Annotated in this window: 14 protein-coding genes and 2 riboswitches; of the genes, 12 read left to right on the top strand and 2 right to left on the bottom strand. The window is 67.8% G+C overall.

What is annotated here, in order from left to right; all coding sequences use genetic code 11:
* Genes AC1MB9_RS11070 through AC1MB9_RS11030 form a run of 9 tightly spaced genes read left to right on the top strand, consistent with a single transcriptional unit; the run spans position 1 to position 8,462 of the window.
* Positions 1 to 765, top strand: coding sequence for a CIS tube protein (locus tag AC1MB9_RS11070; protein ID WP_479962005.1), 765 nt, complete (start codon positions 1 to 3; stop codon positions 763 to 765).
* Positions 762 to 2,282: a phage baseplate assembly protein V gene (locus AC1MB9_RS11065; protein WP_479962004.1), complete on the top strand. Its 1,521-nt coding sequence runs from the start codon at positions 762 to 764 to the stop codon at positions 2,280 to 2,282. The genes AC1MB9_RS11070 and AC1MB9_RS11065 overlap by 4 nt, the downstream gene beginning before the upstream one ends.
* Positions 2,279 to 2,617 carry a hypothetical protein gene (locus tag AC1MB9_RS11060; protein WP_479962003.1) on the top strand — a complete coding sequence of 113 codons (339 nt, stop codon included), beginning with the start codon at positions 2,279 to 2,281 and terminating at the stop codon, positions 2,615 to 2,617. The genes AC1MB9_RS11065 and AC1MB9_RS11060 overlap by 4 nt, the downstream gene beginning before the upstream one ends.
* Positions 2,614 to 3,072 (top strand): GPW/gp25 family protein, encoded by a 459-nt coding sequence (locus tag AC1MB9_RS11055; protein ID WP_479962002.1) that lies wholly within the window; start codon positions 2,614 to 2,616, stop codon positions 3,070 to 3,072. The genes AC1MB9_RS11060 and AC1MB9_RS11055 overlap by 4 nt, the downstream gene beginning before the upstream one ends.
* Positions 3,069 to 5,657 carry a hypothetical protein gene (locus AC1MB9_RS11050; RefSeq protein ID WP_479962001.1) on the top strand — a complete coding sequence of 863 codons (2,589 nt, stop codon included), beginning with the start codon at positions 3,069 to 3,071 and terminating at the stop codon, positions 5,655 to 5,657. The genes AC1MB9_RS11055 and AC1MB9_RS11050 overlap by 4 nt, the downstream gene beginning before the upstream one ends.
* Positions 5,650 to 6,201: a phage tail protein gene (locus AC1MB9_RS11045; RefSeq protein ID WP_479962000.1), complete on the top strand. Its 552-nt coding sequence runs from the start codon at positions 5,650 to 5,652 to the stop codon at positions 6,199 to 6,201. Before AC1MB9_RS11050 ends, AC1MB9_RS11045 begins: the two co-directional genes overlap by 8 nt.
* A complete protein-coding gene (locus AC1MB9_RS11040; RefSeq protein ID WP_479961999.1) occupies positions 6,201 to 6,677 on the top strand; it encodes a hypothetical protein in 477 nt (158 codons plus the stop codon). Before AC1MB9_RS11045 ends, AC1MB9_RS11040 begins: the two co-directional genes overlap by 1 nt.
* On the top strand, positions 6,674 to 7,585 hold the full coding sequence (locus AC1MB9_RS11035; protein WP_479961998.1) for a PASTA domain-containing protein: 912 nt from the start codon (positions 6,674 to 6,676) through the stop codon (positions 7,583 to 7,585). Before AC1MB9_RS11040 ends, AC1MB9_RS11035 begins: the two co-directional genes overlap by 4 nt.
* A 25-nt stretch (positions 7,586 to 7,610) precedes the next feature.
* A complete protein-coding gene (locus AC1MB9_RS11030; protein WP_479961997.1) occupies positions 7,611 to 8,462 on the top strand; it encodes an IPT/TIG domain-containing protein in 852 nt (283 codons plus the stop codon).
* Between the two features lie 115 nt (positions 8,463 to 8,577).
* On the opposite strand, the gene AC1MB9_RS11025 is transcribed toward AC1MB9_RS11030, so the two are convergent.
* A complete protein-coding gene (locus tag AC1MB9_RS11025) occupies positions 8,578 to 9,390 on the bottom strand; it encodes a hypothetical protein (protein ID WP_479961996.1) in 813 nt (270 codons plus the stop codon).
* A gap of 134 nt (positions 9,391 to 9,524) precedes the next feature.
* A riboswitch (glycine riboswitch) is annotated at positions 9,525 to 9,621 on the top strand.
* A 1-nt stretch (position 9,622) separates the two neighbouring features.
* Positions 9,623 to 9,735: riboswitch (glycine riboswitch) on the top strand.
* A 68-nt stretch (positions 9,736 to 9,803) separates the two neighbouring features.
* Here AC1MB9_RS11025 and gcvT point away from each other — a divergent pair.
* The 3 genes from gcvT to gcvP all read left to right on the top strand — a co-directional run bounded on the left by gcvT (position 9,804) and on the right by gcvP (position 14,289).
* Entirely contained in the window at positions 9,804 to 10,940 is a 1,137-nt protein-coding gene (gene gcvT / locus AC1MB9_RS11020; RefSeq protein ID WP_479961995.1) for a glycine cleavage system aminomethyltransferase GcvT, read from the top strand.
* Between the two features lie 25 nt (positions 10,941 to 10,965).
* On the top strand, positions 10,966 to 11,337 hold the full coding sequence (gene gcvH, locus AC1MB9_RS11015) for a glycine cleavage system protein GcvH (RefSeq protein ID WP_479961994.1): 372 nt from the start codon (positions 10,966 to 10,968) through the stop codon (positions 11,335 to 11,337).
* 105 nt (positions 11,338 to 11,442) lie between these two features.
* Positions 11,443 to 14,289: an aminomethyl-transferring glycine dehydrogenase gene (gene gcvP / locus AC1MB9_RS11010; RefSeq protein WP_479964628.1), complete on the top strand. Its 2,847-nt coding sequence runs from the start codon at positions 11,443 to 11,445 to the stop codon at positions 14,287 to 14,289.
* A 16-nt stretch (positions 14,290 to 14,305) separates the two neighbouring features.
* Here gcvP and AC1MB9_RS11005 read toward each other — a convergent pair whose 3' ends face one another.
* Positions 14,306 to 17,461: a beta-phosphoglucomutase family hydrolase gene (locus AC1MB9_RS11005; RefSeq protein WP_479961993.1), complete on the bottom strand. Its 3,156-nt coding sequence runs from the start codon at positions 17,459 to 17,461 to the stop codon at positions 14,306 to 14,308.
* Between the last annotated feature and the right edge of the window lie 49 nt (positions 17,462 to 17,510).

Raw genomic sequence — 17,510 nt, 5'->3', positions numbered from 1 at the left:
ATGGAACGGGTCGCGTTTCTCATCGAAGACACCGGGGAACACTTCGGATGCCTGCTCAACCCGGAAACGGTGGTGATGTCGCGCACCGCGGGCGTTGAGCCGCGCCGCTCCGCCGGTGGTCGCCTGACCGGCGCGGGACTCGCCGACGACCCCCTGCACTTCACCGGAGGCGGGCACACCGAGCTTCGACTCGACCTGGTCTTCGACGTGGACCTGGCGCCCCAGAACGTGACCGTGTCCGACGTGCGTCAAATGACCCGCCCGATCTGGAAACTCGCCGAGAACTCCGCCGAGGTCGACAAGAAACGACGACCGCCGTCCGTTCACTTCCTGTGGGGACGGGCGTGGGACATGCCCGGCATCGTCACCGAGGTGGCCGAGCGCTTCGATCGGTTCGCGGCGGACGGTTCCCCGCTACGGTCCTGGATGCGGCTCGTGTTCGTGCGGGTGGGCCAGAGCGCCGACGAGGAAGGGGGCGAAAACTTCGAGCTCGCGCAGCGCCTGCCCGTTGTTGACCTGACCGCCCCTCCAGTGGAGACCGTGGCGGTTCCGGGAGACGGCGGCGTGGAAACTCTCGCCCCGGATTCACCTCTCGCCGATGTGCCGAGGCCGCTGACGCCCACCCGCGAATACGGCATCCTGTCCATGCTCGCCTACGGCACACCGCTGCTCACCAAGGCCATCCTCGAATTCAGCAACGTCGATGACCCCTTTCACTTCAGCGGGAGGTTGTCCCTTCCGCCATTCGGAGAGCAGCCGCGATGAGCGACGTGCAGGGGCTGCCCGACATCACGATCACCCTCGGCCGGGACCGGCTCACGGCGGCGGAGGCGTCCTCCGTGGCGACGATCGAAGTCACCGCCGCGCTCGCCCAACCCGCCATGTGCCGCATCAACTGGGTCACACTCGATGCCGGGCGCCGGGTGAACCCGGCGCCCGGCGACGCCCTCCGAGTGGAGATCGCCGGTGTGCGCCGGGCGCTGTTCGTCGGTGAGGTCACTGTGGTCGAGCACAGCTACGCGGCCGACCTCTCCGAAGAAATACGCGTGCGGGCCTACGACGCCCTGCACCGACTGCGGAAACGACAGTTCACCCGTCTGCACGACAACGTCGATCTCAACGGTCTCGCCACCGCGCTCTGCGCCGGAACGGGGCTCAGCGTGGTGGGCGGAAACGGGCGGCCGGGACCGGTCTACCAACTCGCCCGCTCCGACCTGAGCCTGCTCGTGGAGGCGAGCCGCCGGCTGGGACTCTACCCCGTGGTAGACGAGGGAACCCTTCGGCTTGTGGACCTCACGGGTGAGGGGGACCCCATCGACCTGCTCCTCGGGTCGTCGTTGCATTCCGCCGAAGTGGAGTTGAGCCAGGAACCGGCGTTCTTGAGCACGGTCGTCACCGGTTGGAACCCGGCGCAGGCCGCCGAGGTGTGGGGAGACTCGACCGACAATCGGGCCAGGGCACGGGTGCGCGCCGACGCCGCCCCGCAGAGCGTCGGGGGCGGCGGCGCCCTGCTGCGTCAGAACGACCCGCTGGCCGACGACGCCACGGCCGCCGACCTGGCGCAGGCCGAACTGGACGTGCGGGCAGGCGGCGAAGTGACCGGTGTCTTCGTGGCCGAGGGGGATCCGCGCATCCGGGTGGGCGGCCGAATCAGGATCAGCGGCGTGGCCCCGAACTTCGAGGGAACGTACACGGCATGCCGCGTTGTGCATTCGATCGCGGGAAACGGATATGAGACCACCGTTTCCACGACGCCGCCGCCGGTTGCGCCGGCCACGGCCGGTACCCGAGCGGCGGACGTGACGACGCTCGGCCTCGTCATCGAGGTGGACGACCCGGAACAGCGCGGCCGGGTGCGCGTGGATCTGGCGGCCTTCCCCCATGTGAGCACGGGGTGGGCGCCGGTGCTCACCATGGGGGCCGGAACCGGCAAGGGAGCAGTGCTGCTACCCAACGTCGACGACACCGTGCTTGTTCTCCTCGCAGCGGGCGACCCCAACGACGCCATCGTGCTCGGTGGTCTCTTCGGGCCGGAGCAGGTGCCCGATGCGGACCTGAGCGGAGAACGCGGGCGCCGGTTCACGCTGGCGACCGCCGACGGGCAGCGCGTCGTGCTCGACGGCGCGGCTCGCAGCATCCGCGTGGAGGACGGCCACGGCTCGTCCCTCTCGCTCACCCCCGAGCAGTTCCTCATCCACTCCGCGACCGACCTCACTATCGAAGCACCGGGGCGCGCGTTGCGAGTGCGCGCCAGAACCGTGGATTTCGAGGAGGCGACATGAAGATTCTCGTGCAGAAGGGGGTGCTGCGCTGCGGCCACGACGGTTCCGTCGTCAACGAGCCCTCGCAGGAGTGGGTGGCGGTGACCGGTTCCCCCGTGCTCGTGCAACCCGACCCGCAGGGGCGCAGCATCAACGGATGCCCCAATGTCGGCCTCAACATCAAGCCCTGCAAGGCCACCCTCGTGGTGGCGAAGGGGTACTCCACGTTCGTGCGGATCGGCGGCCTGGCCGTGTGCCTGGACACGGTGGAGGGCTACACCGACGGAACCCCGCCGGGCGCCGTCAAATACACGGTGCGCTCGCCGGGCCAGGGCTTCGCCCGGGCGTCGACATGACCGCCGCCCGGTATCGCGCAATCGCCCTGGTGCACCCCGACTTCGATGTGTCGGCCGGCACTGCGGGGCTTCGTCTCACGCCGGACGGTCGACTTGCCACCGTCTCGGCCGACGCGTCCGTGCGCCAGGCGGTGCTGTTGCTGCTGAGCACGAGACCCGGCGAGCGGGTGAATCGACCCGATTACGGCTGCCACCTGTTCCGGCTCGTTTTCGCCCCGGGAGACGACACCACGGCCGGGCTCGCCATCCACTACGTTGCGAGCGCCCTGCGGCGGTGGGAGCGACGCATCGACGTGCTGTCGCTCGACGCAACGTGTGCACCGGACGACCCTGCCCTGCTGGAGGTGCGCCTCCGCTACCGGGTGCGCGCCACGCAGAACGACGACGAGGTCGCCGTGGCGGTGCCGCTCGCGGGCCCATCCGGCAGCACCACAACGAGGAGGAGCCCGGAATGAGCATCCCCGTACCCAACCTTGACGACCGCAGCTTCGTCGAACTCGTCGACAGCGCACGCGAACGCATCCGCCAGGTCGATCCCGACTGGACGGACCTTTCGGTTCACGACCCCGGAGTGGTGCTCGTGGAGGCGTTCGCGCACCTGACCGACCTGCTCATGTACCGGCTCAACCGGGTGCCCGAGAAGCTGTACGCCGTGTACCTCAACCTGCTCGGCACCTCGGTCTATCCGCCGAGTGCCGCCTCGGCCACCCTGCAGTTCACCCGGGTCGCCACGGACGGTCCCGACATTCTGATTCCTCGGGGAACCCAGGTGAGTCCGCCGCCCGGGATTCCCGGTGCCGCGCAGCCGGTGTTCACGACGGTGGCGGACGCCGTGCTGGCGGCCGGCACCCAGAGCGTCAGCGTGGACGCCGTGGATTCGGAGTTCGTCGATGCCGCGCTGCTCGGGGTCGGGACCGGCCGTCCCGGCCAGGTCTTCGTTCTTCCGGGCGCCCCGGTCGTATCCGGAGACGGCCTCAACATCGGCATTGAGGTGCCGGAGGGTTCCAGCCTGGCCAGCGGCGAGGCCGTACTCGTCGACGGCCGGCCGTTCCGCTTCTGCCGCGAGGTGGATGCCTTCGCCGATGCGACCCCGGGGGAACCCGTGGTGCGCGTCGACCGCACGTCGGGAACGGTGATCTTCGCCTGGTGGAGCGATCGGACCCCGTCCTCGCCGCCCGTGGTTCCCTCTCCGGGCGCCCAGGTTCGCGCGTGGTTTCGCGCCGGTGGCGGCGAGCGGGGAAACGTTCCGGCCGGTCATCTCACGGTGCTGCGCAGTTCCCTGCCCGGGGTGCGGGTGAGTAATCCCGAGCCGGCGACCGGCGGCCGCGATCAGGAACCCCTGGCCGACGCGCTGCAGCGTGCCCCGCAGGATTTTCAGGCCCGCGATCGAGCAGTGACGGCCCGCGACTACGAGGTGCTGGCGTCTCGGCACGGCGGGGTCGCCAGGGCCCATGCGCTGACCCGTCTGGACGTGTGGTCGTTCGCCAACCCGGGGGAGGTGGGCGTCGTTCTCGTACCACAGGTGCCGGTCGCGTCCCGGGTGAACGGTGCGATCGGTCTCGAGCAGCTCGATACGCAGGGCAGGGAAGACGTGCGTGCCGAGGTGGATCGCTATCTGAGGGACCGCGCGACCATCGGTGCCACGCCCGTGGTGCGCTGGGCCCGCTACAAACAGGTGCTCGTCGACGCCCGGGTCGTCGTCCGCCCCGATGAAGACCCGCTCGCGGTGAAAGACCGTATTGTGCGCAGGCTCAACGAGGCCATCAACCCGCTTCCCGGCGGCACCTCGGGAACCGGGGTGGGCTTCGGTTTCGGGTTCGGTCGGCCGTTGCATGCCTCCAACCTGTACCGGGCGATGGAGGAGGCCGAACCGGGCGTGCGGTACGTCGACCGGGTGAGGCTGGAGCTGAACCAGGTCCCCGACTCGGAGGCCGCCTCCCTCGTCCAGGCCGAGGGGCAGGCGGGAACCTGGTTCGCCGCCCAGGACGACGTGCTGTTCCGCACCACCAATTTCGGTGACGGGTGGGAGGCGTGCGCCCAATTCGCCGGCGAAAACGTTCGCTCCATCGTTCCATTCAAGGTGGCCAGGGGAGCTGCGACGGCACACCCGGGCATGGTCGCCGTCGCCACGGACCACGGCGACGGGTCGCGCGTATACGTGAGCGACGATCTGGGCGAAAGCTGGAGCCGCCGGGCCGAACTGGGCTTCACCCTCGCGGACCTCGCCTGGGTCGATCGGACGGGACGGCCCGTGTTGCTCCTCGCCGGAGAAAAGGGCCTCTACGAGCTGGGCGATGCCCCGGGCGCGATCCCCGTGCAGAATCTCGTGGATCCAACCCAACCAGACCGTGGCTTCTACGCGATCGACTCCTTCACGGATGTGCGCGGACAGACCGGCGTGATCCTCACGGCCGAAGCGGCGGCCGGCGTGTGGCTGTCGCCCCGAGGTGGGGCGCCCGAGTCGTTCCAGCGCGTGCGGTCCGCGGGGGAGGACATCCGCTGCCTCGCCGTTCAATACGACGGGCCGGCCACGTACCTGTGGCTCGGCCGGGCCGTTCCGGAGGGCGGTGGCACGGGGTGCGCCCGCCTGCGCATCGACGACCTCGCCCGCACCACGATTGACGCGGCGCTCCTGGCCTCGTGGGAGGAGCTCGGAGCAGGGTGGAGCGGCGGAAGCTGTTGGGGCGTGCACATCACGGGTGATGCGGCATACGCCGCGACGCAGAGCGGCGGGGTGCTGCGGCTTCCGCTTGCCGCAGGGACCACACGCCAGTGGGACCAGCGGGACGTCAACTGCGGACTGCCGCTGCGCGACCGGGCCCGTTTCCACCCGGTGCGGTCGGTGTCCGGCGCGCTGCGGGACGACGGGAGTTCCCTCGTGCTCGGTGCCGGCCCCGCGGGAATCTACCGGTCCACCGACGACGCGACCACCTGGCACAGCTGCACCGCTCGTGTCGTCGACACGCTGATCACCCTGCCGCCCACCTGGCTCTTCTGCTCGGGGGATCACCGCATTGAGGTGGTGCGTGCCCGTGACTGACACCACGCCGACGCGCCCCGTGCTCACGGAATCGCTGATGCTGAGCATCCTGCCCGAGGTGTTTCAGGTATCGGTGGAGCAGAGCGCACCGCTCCGCGCGCTCCTCGCCGTCACCGCCGATTTTCACGCGCCCGTGCTCGACGTGCTCGACTCGATCGACACGGTCGTGCACCCCTATCGTGCCCCGACCGGGCTCATCGGATACCTCGCCAGCTGGGTGGACCTGGACTGGCTGACCGGCCAGGGCCCGAGTGGGGGATCCGTCATTGACGCGGCGCGGGAACGTGACCTGATCGCCAACGCGGCCGACCTGTCGGCGACTCGAGGGACGCCGGCGGGGCTCACCCGGATGCTGCAGCTCGCCACCGGATGCCACGGATTCGGCGTCACCGACCGGCCTGGGGATTTCCATGTGGTTGTCACGGTCCCGGCCGCCGCCGCCGATCAGATCGACCTCGTGCAGCGCATCGTCGGTGCCATGAAACCGGCGCACATCACCCACGAGATCGTGGCCCCGGCGCCGAGTGACGGCGGGGCGCGCTGATGGCCGAGAACAACCGCAGACCCCTCATCATCGCCGGCGTCGTCGCCGGTATCGCCGTGCTGGTCTTCGTCTTCGGCGTGAGCCTGGGCGGCGGCGATCGGCCGGCGGACGGCTCCCTGCCCTCCCGCCTCACCGGCATCGCTCCGGTCGCCCCGCTCACGACGGCCGACCTGCTGCTCACCGCCGGTCGGTGCGCCATCGCCGGGCAGCAGATTACCGTTCAGCAGGGATGTACGTTCAGTATCGCCGCCTTCGGGGGAACCTTCGACCTCGGCCCAGTCACCAAACGGGGAACGCTCGAGGTGGTGTCGGCTCCCAGCACCGTGACCGTGAGTATGACGATCGAGGGAACGGATGCCGCCCAGAAGCTCGACCCCGGCGCCACCACCGACCTCACCATCGGCCGGGCCGGCGGCTCCCTGAGCCTGACCTGCCCGGGCCTCGCTGCCTGCCGCCTGCACTTGAGCGCGTCATGAAGCACCTGTCGATGACGCTCAGCTCCGCCCAGGTGATCCTCGTGAACGACCGGGGCACCGTGACGGCATCCGTCCACAATGCCTCGTCGACCGCGGAGCGCGTGGTGCTGGGCGTTTTTCCTGCGGTCGGCGACGCCAACCCGCCGGCGCCGCAGGCCACCGTGCCGGAACCGCAACGCACCCTGGCCCCGGGCGTGACCGAACAGTACGAGGTGGATTTCATTGCGACCGGAGCGGCCGCCGGCACCCACGTCTTCAAGCTCATTCCCTACTCGGCCGACGACGCCCCTGAGGACTATGCGGAACTCGGGCGCACCGTCGAGGTTGTCGTTGCCGACAAGCCTCCTCCGCCCCCTGCGCCGCGCCGTTGGTGGATTCTGCTGATTGCAGCCGTGCTGCTCATTGCCGCCGTCACCGCCGTCGTCATCCTGACCAGAGGAGACACCCCCACCCCCACCCCTTCGCCGTCGGTGACGCTTGAGCTGACCGGCATCTCGCCGGTCTCCGGTACGTACAATCAGATCACCGTCGTGCACCTGCAGGGCAGGTTCGCTGAGCCCACCACCGTCGTTGACCTGAACTTCGGTTCGGAATTCACGGCAACTCGGGTCAGTGGCACCGACTACACGATTGTGATGCCGGCGACGGCACAGCCGCGATCCCTCATGCTCTCGGTGGAAAGCGCCGGCCAGCAACTGGGGACCGCCGCATTCGAATACACGGCGCCCATCGTGATCACCCCGAACTTCATCGGTTTGCGCGTGGCAGAGGCACAATCGTTGGCGGCGGCGAACGGCTTGGCCCTGCAGGTCATTGCCCGCGGGTTCAGCGACACGGTAGCCGATCAAGACCCACCCGCCGGCCAGCCGGTTCCTGCCGAAAGCATCGTCCGAGTCACGCTCTTCTAGATCCTCACATGTTAAGGAGTACCCCATGAAGAAGATCTCCATGACCCTCAGCTCGTCCACGGTCGAGCTGACACAGGGAAAAGGAACGATCACGGCGTCCGTCACCAACGCGTCGGCCGCGCCCGAACGCGTGGTGCTGGGCGCCTTCCCGGCCGGGGCGCCCAATTCTCTCCCCGGATCGACCGGGGCAACGATCGCGAATCCGCTCCGCACAATCGAGCCCGGTGCGACGGTGCAGTACGAGGTGCAGTTCAACACGGCCGGCGCAACGCCAGGCACCTATGGGGTGAAACTCATCCCGTACAGCGCCGATGAGGCGCCGGAGGACTATGCCGAGCTCGGTTTCGTCGTGCAGATCGTCGTTCCGGAGGTGGCGCCCGTGGTCGCCCGAAAGTTTCCCTGGTGGATCCTCGCCATCGTGGGCGCCGTCGTGATTCTCGGTGGCGCGGTCACCGCCTTCATCCTCACCAGAGAAGCTCCGGCGGAGCAACTGTCGCTGAGCTCGTTCACCCCGTCTCAGGGCGGCATCGAGGGCGGCACCACGGTGATTCTCGCCGGACGCTTCGGTGAATCCACGATCGTGACCGTGGGGGAGACAGCAGTCGCCACGACCCGGGTGAGCGACACCGAGGTGACCTTCAGCACCCCGCCGGCCGCGCAAGCCGGCCAGGTGCCGCTGACGGTGGACAGCGACGGCCAGCAGCTCGGCGTGGCCATTTTCGAGTATGTGGCTCCCCAGCCCACGGATGGAGGCGGGGTCATCATTGACCGGTTCTGCCAGGTGAATCCATCGAGGTGCGTGTTCTGGGATCAGAAGCTCTTCACAGAGAAGTTCGACACCGGCGAGATCCTGAAAAACCTGCAGCTCGGCCAATGAGACGTCGCCCCGCCCCGTCGCGCCCCCGCAAAACCGGCCTTTCTGAGACACGCCGTGCCGGGCATCCGTCTAACACGGCATGTCGCGAAATGACCGGTTTTGCGGCACCCACGCACTAATCAGTGACGGAACCGGTTGCGCGAATGGCGTTGATGATCGCGGGGATCGACCCGATCAGCATGATCAGTGCCCAGACAAGCGCGACCACGCCCGTGACGATGCCCCAGAACTGGTCTCCGATGGCCACGAACACCCCCGGAAGGAACCCATGGATGAAGCCGAGCACGAGCTGCAGCACGACCGACAGCAGCACGAGCACGACCAATCCGGTGACGCGCAGGAAGCGCGGTTGAGCGAGCACAAGCAGCACCCCGAACACGATCTTCAGGAAGAGCAGGGCGCCGAGAACCGCGGCCGCCGTCCCGGTCGGAAAGGAACCCCAGATCGCCACGTACACGGCCGTCCCGAAGGGAATGGCAGCAAGCAGCCCGATCATGAGGAACAGCTTCACGACCGCCACGATCACCAACACGAAGCACATGATGATCCACAGAAACGTCACGATCAGCGTGACGATCCCCTGGATCCGGCCATAGACCCGCAACGACAGGATCAGACTGAGCCCCAGCATCCCCACCGTGAACAGCAACAGGCCATCGATGAGCGCGAGGGAGGCAATGCCGGATCCGGGCGGGTCTGCACCGTTGGCGGAATTCACCGCCTCCACCCCGGCCGGAACGCCGAGGTTCTGCGCCACGTCCGCCCCGGGGGGAATCACATTGGCATTGATGACGAAGAAGGACAGGCCGAGCTCAGCCAACACGACGAGCGTCGCCGCGACGATCGCCGCGATGAAGAACCCTCGGCGCAGCCCGTCGGCCGCTCCCGCGCGCGTGACGCCTCCGAGTGCCCCGTGCACTGCAGCCATGATGCGCCCATCACCCCCTCCCGGGGCCGTTCGAGGTGGCCGGTTTCAGCGGGAATACTATCATCGGTCACCCGGCCGGGTGAGTGCAGGCGGTAGGCTAGCCCTCAACAACCAGAACTGAACACTGGGCCATCAAGGTCGATGCGGGAGAGTTCGACGTCTCAGACGAGCGAACACCGAAGGAGCAATCCTCCCCGACAATCTCTCAGGTACGCGTACCGCATCGGACTGGCCACTCTGAAAAGTGAATTGAGCGAAGCGAAATCTAGCCGTCAATTCCGCCCATGGTGAAAGTTGTGCCCGCGTGGCACGGTGAAGCTCTCAGGCAGCAAAGACAGAGGGGGAGTTCCCTCGAGGCTCAACCGAGCCCCGGTGAATATGTCCGGCCTCGGCCGGCCTGTCCAGGAGAACTCATGACCTCGGTCGATCCCCTCGCGGAAGCGCGATTCTCACCCCTGCATCAGGCTCACGTCGATGCGGGTGCCAGCTTCACCGATTTCGCGGGTTGGCAGATGCCCGTGCGCTACTCCAGCGATCTGGCGGAACACCACGCGGTGCGCAACACCGCGGGAATCTTCGATCTTTCCCACATGGCCGAGATTCGCGTGACAGGTCCCGACGCGGGTGCCTACCTCGATTACACCTTCGCCGGCCTGCTCTCCGGGATCGCGCTCATGCAGGCGAAGTACAGCCTGCTGCTCACCGAGGGCGGCGGCATCATCGACGACGTCGTCGTGTACCGCCTCGGCGACACCGAGTATCTGGTGGTCGCCAACGCGGGCAACCGGTTCGCGGCGTTGGAAGCCATGCAGGCGCGGGCGGCGCGCTTCGATGTGACCGTGGCCGACGAAAGCGACGACATCGCGCTGATCGCGGTGCAGGGGCCCGAAGCCCGTGACATCCTCAACGCGACCACCGGATTCGCGGCCGGCGGCGACATGATTGCGCTCCGGTACTACCGCGCCATGAACGGTGACTTCAGCGGGACCGCGCTCTTCATCGCCCGCACCGGATACACCGGCGAAGACGGATTCGAACTGTACATTCCGGTCGCCCAGGCGCCGGCCCTGTGGGACGCCATCGTCGCTGCCGGCGAAAACCGCGGACTGGTGCCCGCCGGACTGGCGAGCCGGGACACCTTGCGCCTCGAAGCCGGAATGCCGCTCTACGGGCATGAACTCACCCGGAACATCTACCCCGCGCAGGCCGGCCTCGGTCGCGTGGTCAACCTCGCCAAGGACACCGACTTCGTCGGACGCACCGCCAGCGAGGAAGGACCGAGCGCCACCGCCCCGGTGCTCGTCGGACTCATCGCCCAAGGCAAGCGCGCCGGCCGCGCCGGATACGGCGTTTTCGCGACCCCCGACGCGGTCGACGCGGCCGGAGAGATCACCAGCGGCGCCCTGTCCCCGACCCTCGGGTACCCGATCGCCATGGCGTACGTCACGCCCGCACTCGCGCGCCTCGGTACCGAGGTCTACATGGACGTACGGGGCACCCGCATTCCCGCCACCGTCGCATCCCTCCCCTTCTACTCGCGCAAGAAGTAGCTTTCCCCTCTTCGAAAGGTTTCCCATGACTGACAAATCCGAACTCCAGTACACCGTCGAGCACGAGTGGGTGCTCATCGAAGGCGACATCGCGACCGTCGGCATCAGCGACTACGCCGCCGAAAAGCTCGGCGACGTCGTCTTCGTCGAACTCCCCGACGTGGGCAGCACCGTCACGGGAGGAACCGTTGTCGGCGAGATCGAGTCGACGAAGTCCGTCGGCGAATTGTTCGCCCCCGTCAACGGCACTGTCACGGCCACCAACTCCGCCGTCGTCGATGCCCCGGAGCTCGTGAACAGCGACCCGTTCGGCGAAGGCTGGTTGCTGAAGATCACCTTCACCGAGCTTCCCCCGCTGCTCACCTACACCGAATACTCCGCCCTTACCGGCGAATAATCCATGGAGACGCTCAACGTGACAGATGCCCCCGCCCAGCAGGCAGCCGGGTCGCCGGCCTTCTCCCAGCGCCACATCGGCACGGATGCCCCCGCGCAGTCCAGGATGCTGGCCACACTCGGCTATGACTCGGTCGAGGATCTCGTAGCCGCGGCAATGCCCGGCTCGATCCACTCCGATCTTTTCCGCACCGAGGGCGACAGCGCCCTGCCCCCCGCCGCGACGGAGGCGGAGGCCATCGCGGAGCTGCGCGTCATCGCCGACCGCAACACCGTGAAGCGGTCCATGATTGGCCTCGGCTACTACGACACGTTCACGCCCGCCGTGATCAAGCGCAACGTCTTCGAAAACCCCAGTTGGTACACCGCCTACACGCCCTACCAACCGGAGATCTCGCAGGGTCGGCTCGAGGCGCTCATCAATTTCCAGACGATGATCGCCGACCTCACCGGCCTGAAAACCGCGAACGCGTCGATGCTCGATGAATCCACGGCCGTCGTGGAGGGCATGCTGCTGGCCCGCCGCGCCGCGAAGGGCGCCAGCCGCCGCTTCATCGTGGACGCCGACGCGCTGCCGCAGACCCACGCGCTGCTCGAAAACCGTGCGCACGCGCTCGGCATCGAGCTCGCCGTGCTGCCGTTAAACGAGAGCACCACCGCGGACGAGCTCGGGGACTACTTCGGTATCTTCGTGCAGTACCCCGCCGCGTCCGGTCGGGTCTGGAACCCCGAGGGAGTGATCGCCCTCGCCCACGAGCAGAAGGCCATCGCCGTCGTGGCCGCCGACCTGCTCGCCCTCACCCTGATCACGTCGCCGGGCGACCTCGGCGCCGACGTCGCGGTGGGCACGAGTCAGCGATTCGGCGTACCGATGGGGTTCGGGGGACCGCACGCCGGCTACATGTCCGTGCGCAAGGGACTCGAACGCCAGTTGCCCGGCCGCCTCGTAGGCGTGAGCGTCGACGCCGACGGGAATCCCGCCTACCGCCTAGCCCTGCAGGTGCGGGAGCAGCATATCCGTCGCGACAAGGCGACCTCTAACATCTGCACCGCACAGGTTCTGCTCGCCGTGATGGCGGGCATGTACGCCGTGTACCACGGACCGGACGGCCTGAAGGCCATCGCCGAACAGGTACACGAGCGGGCGGGCACGCTGGCCGGTGCCCTCCGCTCGATCGGTGCCGACGTGGTGCACAGCGCATTCTTCGACACCGTTCGGGTGTCCGTTCCCACGGGCGCCGCCGCCGTCGTGGCCAAGGCAGCGGCTCGCGGGTACAACGTGCACCAGGTAGACGGGACCACTGTCGCGGTGTCCGTCGATGAGACAACCATGCCGGCCGATGTGTCTGCCGTGGTCGGTGCTTTCGGCGGCGGCGATGCCTTCGGCCACGTCGATCTGCCTGCCGTGCAGCAGGGACTCCCCGCCGAACTCACTCGCACGAGCCCGTACCTCGAGCACCCGGTCTTCAACACGCACCGTTCGGAGACGAGCATGATGCGTTACCTGAAGCGCCTCGCCGACGCCGACTACGCGCTCGACCGCGGCATGATTCCACTCGGTTCCTGCACCATGAAGCTCAACGCGGCGAGTGAGATGGAGGCGGTGAGCTGGCCGGAGTTCGCCGGACTGCACCCGTTCGCACCGCGTGCCGACGTGGAGGGCTACCTGCAGCTCGTTCGCCAGCTCGAAACCTGGCTGAGCGACGTGACCGGATACGAATCCGTGTCGCTGCAGCCGAACGCCGGGAGCCAGGGTGAACTCGCCGGCCTCCTCGCGATCACCGCCTACCACCGCTCTCGCGGAGAGGGCGCACGCACCGTATGCCTGATCCCGTCCAGCGCCCACGGCACCAATGCGGCATCCGCTGCCCTCGCCGGCATGCGGGTGGTCGTCGTCGCCTGCGACGACCTCGGCAACGTCGACCTCGACGACCTGCACGCCAAAATCGCTGAGCACGCCGATGACCTGTCCGCCCTGATGATCACCTATCCGTCGACCCACGGCGTGTTCGAGCACGAGGTGGCGACCATCTGCCGCGCCGTGCACGACGCCGGCGCACAGGTGTACGTCGACGGCGCTAACCTCAACGCCCTGCTCGGCTTCGCCCGCTACGGCGATTTCGGCGGCGATGTCTCGCACCTCAACCTGCACAAGACGTTCTGCATCCCGCACGGCGGCGGCGGACCGGGCGTCGGTCCGGTGGCGGCCAAGGCACACCTTGCTCGGTTTCTCCCGGGGCATCCGCTGGCACAGAGCGACGAGCACTACCTGCTCGCGGCAGACGCAACGCCGGGCACCGTGCATCACGAGGGTGGGCCCATCTCGGCCGCGCCCTACGGAAGCCCGAGCATCCTGCCCATCTCCTGGGCCTATGTGCGCATGATGGGCGCCGAGGGTCTCAAACACGCCAGCGGCGCTGCGGTGCTCGCAGCCAACTACGTGGCCAAGCGTCTCTCGAGCGCCTACCCGCTGCTCTACTCCGGCGACAACGGCCTCGTGGCGCACGAGTGCATCCTCGACCTTCGTCCGCTCACCGCGGCGACGGGCGTGACCGTCGATGACGTGGCGAAACGCCTCATCGACTACGGCTTCCACTCTCCCACGATGAGCTTCCCGGTGGCTGGAACGCTCATGGTCGAACCCACCGAGAGCGAAGACCTCGTCGAGATTGATCGCTTCGTTGAGGCGATGCTGGCCATCCACGCCGAAGCGGATGCTGTTGCCGCGGGTGTGTGGCCGGCCGAAGACAACCCTCTGCAGGGAGCCCCGCACACCGCACAATCGGTGATCGAGGGGGAGTGGGCGCACGCCTACGATCGGGCGACCGCGGTGTACCCGTTGCGCTCGCTCGTCAGCCACAAGTACTGGCCTCCGGTGCGTCGTATCGACAACGCCTTCGGCGACCGCAACCTCGTGTGCGCCTGCCCGCCGCCGGAAGCCTTCGAAGAGTAGTCGCGAGCAGCAGCCGCTACCCCAGGGCGAAGCTCCTGGCCTGTCCGGGTGAGAGTGTGGCTTCCTGGCCCTCCACCCTCACCCGGATGGGTGTCGCCCCGCCGGGAAGTAGGTGCAGGCGCAGGGTGCCGCGCGTGAGGTGCAGCCGGATGGGTTGTTCGCGGTAGTTGATCATGAAGTCGACCGACCCCAACTCGTCGGGCAGCACCGGGTGCAGCCACAGCATGTCGTCGCGGATCTCGAGCCCGGTGTAACACCGCACGATCATGTCCACCGATCCGGCCATCGCGCCGAGATGGATGCCTTCGTGGGTGCTGCCGCTCTGCAGGTCGCCGTGGTCGCATTCGAGGGCCCGCTGGAGGAAGCTCCACGACTGGGCGCGATCGCGTCGGGCTTCCACCCAGGAATGCACGACGCTGCTCAGGGTGGATCCGTGCGTGGACCTGGCGAGGTAGAAGTCGAGCGTGCGTACCACCGCGTGTCGCGGAAACGCGTAGCCCATGTCGTGCAGCAGCCCGCGGAGCTCCTCGGCGGAGAACAGGTACAGGAGCATCAACGCATCCGGCTGCTTGGCAAGCCGGAAGTTGTTGGTGCTGTCACCCTCGGCATTGAGAATGAGGTCCAGGCGACCGAGGGACCCATACCGGGCCCGATAGGCCTCCCACTCGAATTCAGGCAACGCCTCGTAGCCTTGGAACTGGCTCAGGATCCCGTCGGCGTGAAAAACCACTCGAAGTCGATGACGCATGCGGTCCCACCGCTCCACCTCGCCCGCGCCCAACCGCAATGTGTTCCACAGCGGCCCGCAGTGGTGAGTTCTCAGCAGTGCCACGGTCTCGACCGCTCTGCTCAGCGTCCAGGCCACCATGACATTTGTGTAGGTGTTGTTCAGCAACCCGGCGCCCGGGTTGCCCGGCGGTCCGTCGTGGAACTCGTCCGGGCCCATCACGCCCGCGATGTCGTACCGGTCCGCTCCCGTGTCGAGGACCGCGAGACCGGAGAAGAACCGAGCGACCTCGAGGAGAAGCTCCGCGCCCTGATGGATGAGGAAATCGATGTCGCCGGTCGACTGGTAGTACTGCCAGACGCTGTAGGCAATCGCCAGGCCCACGTGCCGCTGGCGGTGGGAATGGTCGGGCATCCACTGGCCGTTACGGGTGTTGAAAAGCGCGTTGGGGGTGACTTCGCGTCCGTCGATGCCGCTCTGCCAGGGGAACATGGCGCCGGACTGTCCGATCTGCCGCGCGGCGGCCCTCGCCTCGCCCAAACGACGGTAGCGGTAGCCGAGCATCGCCCGGCTCAGGTCGGGACGACGGAGGGTGAGAATGGGGTAAACGAACATCTCGTCCCAGAAGACGTGGCCGCGGTAACCCTCGCCGTGCAGGCCGCGAGCGGGCACGCCGGCGTCGAGGTCGGCATCCACTGCTGCCACCGTCTGGAGCACATGGAACGTATTGAGGTTGAGCGCCAGGGAGGACCGGTGACCGTCATCGAGACGCACGGCGAACTCGTCCCACAGCACATGCCATTCCCGCTCGTGCGCCGCCAGCAACTCGACAGGCTCCGGCAGTCGCTCGAGCCAGGTCAGCACGGCCGCCGTGGGGGATGCGATGGCCCGGTCCCGGGATGTGCTGACCACCACGACCTTCTCCACCCGAACCGGTCGCCCCCGGTGCATGTCCAGGTCGAAGGTGTGAGCGACCCAGCCGTTCTCCGTCAGAGTGTCCCGCTTTGGATCGCGTCGCCGTCCGCCTTCGAAGACCCGGGTGCGTGCCGCGAGCGAGATGTGAATGTCGGACTGGCTGGTTTCCACTTCCAGCAGGATGGTCTCGTCCCCGACGCCGACCGCTTCGCGCGGCACGAGGTGCCGTCCGGCGAGTGACCGATCGGCGGCCACATTGCGATTGGCCACGCGCCCGTCGAGGGCCGAACGAATTCCCAGCGCCCCCGACCAGTTCACGGCCTCGAACGTCGTCTCGAGCACAGCAACGTGCGGTGCCGCCTGGGAGACGAATCGGCGCGACGAAACGCGGGTGATGCGGCCGCTCCGATCGCGGAAGCCCATATGGCGGGTGAGCGTGGCATGTTTGAGGTCGAGTTCCTGCCGGTAGTCCGTGAGGTCGGCGCTGCCGGGGTGCAGCCATTCCCCGTCGGCGATCCGAAAATGGAGCGGCAGCCAGTTGGGCGTATTTACCATGTGTTCGTCTTCGCGGGTCTCGGAACCGATCACCGTGCTGAGTCGGTTGTAGACGCCGGCGAGATAGGTGCCCGGATAGTGCACATCATTCGCATCGCATTCCGGGGCGGCCCCGCGGGTGCCCCAGAATCCGTTGCCCAGCGTGCAGAGCGCCTCCCGCACGCCCTCCGACCCCGGGTCGAATCCGTCGTACCGCAACAGCCACGGATCCTGGTTCTCGCCGGGAGCGGACAAGTCGAGGTGCCTGAGGTCGGCGAGCACGATGTCGGCGCCGGCCGCACGTAGGCGATCGTCGGATCCCGTGCGGTTCACCCCGACAACGAGCCCGAATCCGCCCCTTTGGCCGGCTTCGACGCCCGCGACGGAGTCTTCCAGCACGGCGGCGCGGGACGGAGTCACGCCGAGTCGCCGGGCGGCTTCGAGAAACAGTGCCGGATCCGGTTTTCCGGGCAGGGACAACCGAACGGCATCGGTGCCGTCGACGCACACATCGAACGCGCCCGTGGCGCCCGCTGCCTCGAGCACCTGGGCGCTGTTGCGGCTGGAGGTCGCGATGGCCGTGGCAATGTGCGATTCGCGCAACCGGCCGGCCAGGGTGAGGGCGTCCTCGAACACGGCGACGCCATCGGCGGCCAGGATCCTGTCGAAAATGGTTTGTTTGCGGGCGGCCAGTTCGGCGACGGTGTGGGGTGCGCCCGGACCTGCCGGCCCGTCCTCCGGAAGTCTGATTCCCCGTGAGGCCAGGAACGTGCGAATGCCGTCTTCCCTCGGACGCCCGTCGACGTAGCGCAGGTAATCGTCCCTCGGATCGAACGCGTGCGCCGCCTCGCCGGCCAGGGCCGGCAAAACCTCGTCGAAGAGCGCCTGCCACGCCCGCGCGTGCACGGCGGCGGTGTCGGTCACGACACCGTCAAGGTCGAAGATCACCGCGTCGTAGGAGACGGGTTCCGACGGCACGGAAGGAAGGGATGTCACAGCAGGCCCTCCTCCCGATCGTGACCCCACGCTACTCGCAGCACGGGCG

The sequence above is a fragment of the Cryobacterium sp. AP27 genome (assembly GCF_056680495.1).
This window is presented reverse-complemented; position numbering and strand designations above follow the sequence as displayed.

Bases quoted from the DNA above. Each gene is read 5' to 3' on its own strand.
- AC1MB9_RS11070 (WP_479962005.1), top strand. From the start codon at position 1: ATGGAACGGGTCGCGTTTCTCATCGAAGACACCGGGGAACACTTCGGA.
- AC1MB9_RS11065 (WP_479962004.1), top strand. From the start codon at position 762: ATGAGCGACGTGCAGGGGCTGCCCGACATCACGATCACCCTCGGCCGG.
- AC1MB9_RS11060 (WP_479962003.1), top strand. From the start codon at position 2,279: ATGAAGATTCTCGTGCAGAAGGGGGTGCTGCGCTGCGGCCACGACGGT.
- AC1MB9_RS11055 (WP_479962002.1), top strand. From the start codon at position 2,614: ATGACCGCCGCCCGGTATCGCGCAATCGCCCTGGTGCACCCCGACTTC.
- AC1MB9_RS11050 (WP_479962001.1), top strand. From the start codon at position 3,069: ATGAGCATCCCCGTACCCAACCTTGACGACCGCAGCTTCGTCGAACTC.
- AC1MB9_RS11040 (WP_479961999.1), top strand. From the start codon at position 6,201: ATGGCCGAGAACAACCGCAGACCCCTCATCATCGCCGGCGTCGTCGCC.
- AC1MB9_RS11035 (WP_479961998.1), top strand. From the start codon at position 6,674: ATGAAGCACCTGTCGATGACGCTCAGCTCCGCCCAGGTGATCCTCGTG.
- AC1MB9_RS11030 (WP_479961997.1), top strand. From the start codon at position 7,611: ATGAAGAAGATCTCCATGACCCTCAGCTCGTCCACGGTCGAGCTGACA.
- AC1MB9_RS11025 (WP_479961996.1), bottom strand. From the start codon at position 9,390: ATGGCTGCAGTGCACGGGGCACTCGGAGGCGTCACGCGCGCGGGAGCG.
- gcvT (WP_479961995.1), top strand. From the start codon at position 9,804: ATGACCTCGGTCGATCCCCTCGCGGAAGCGCGATTCTCACCCCTGCAT.
- gcvH (WP_479961994.1), top strand. From the start codon at position 10,966: ATGACTGACAAATCCGAACTCCAGTACACCGTCGAGCACGAGTGGGTG.
- gcvP (WP_479964628.1), top strand. From the start codon at position 11,443: ATGCTGGCCACACTCGGCTATGACTCGGTCGAGGATCTCGTAGCCGCG.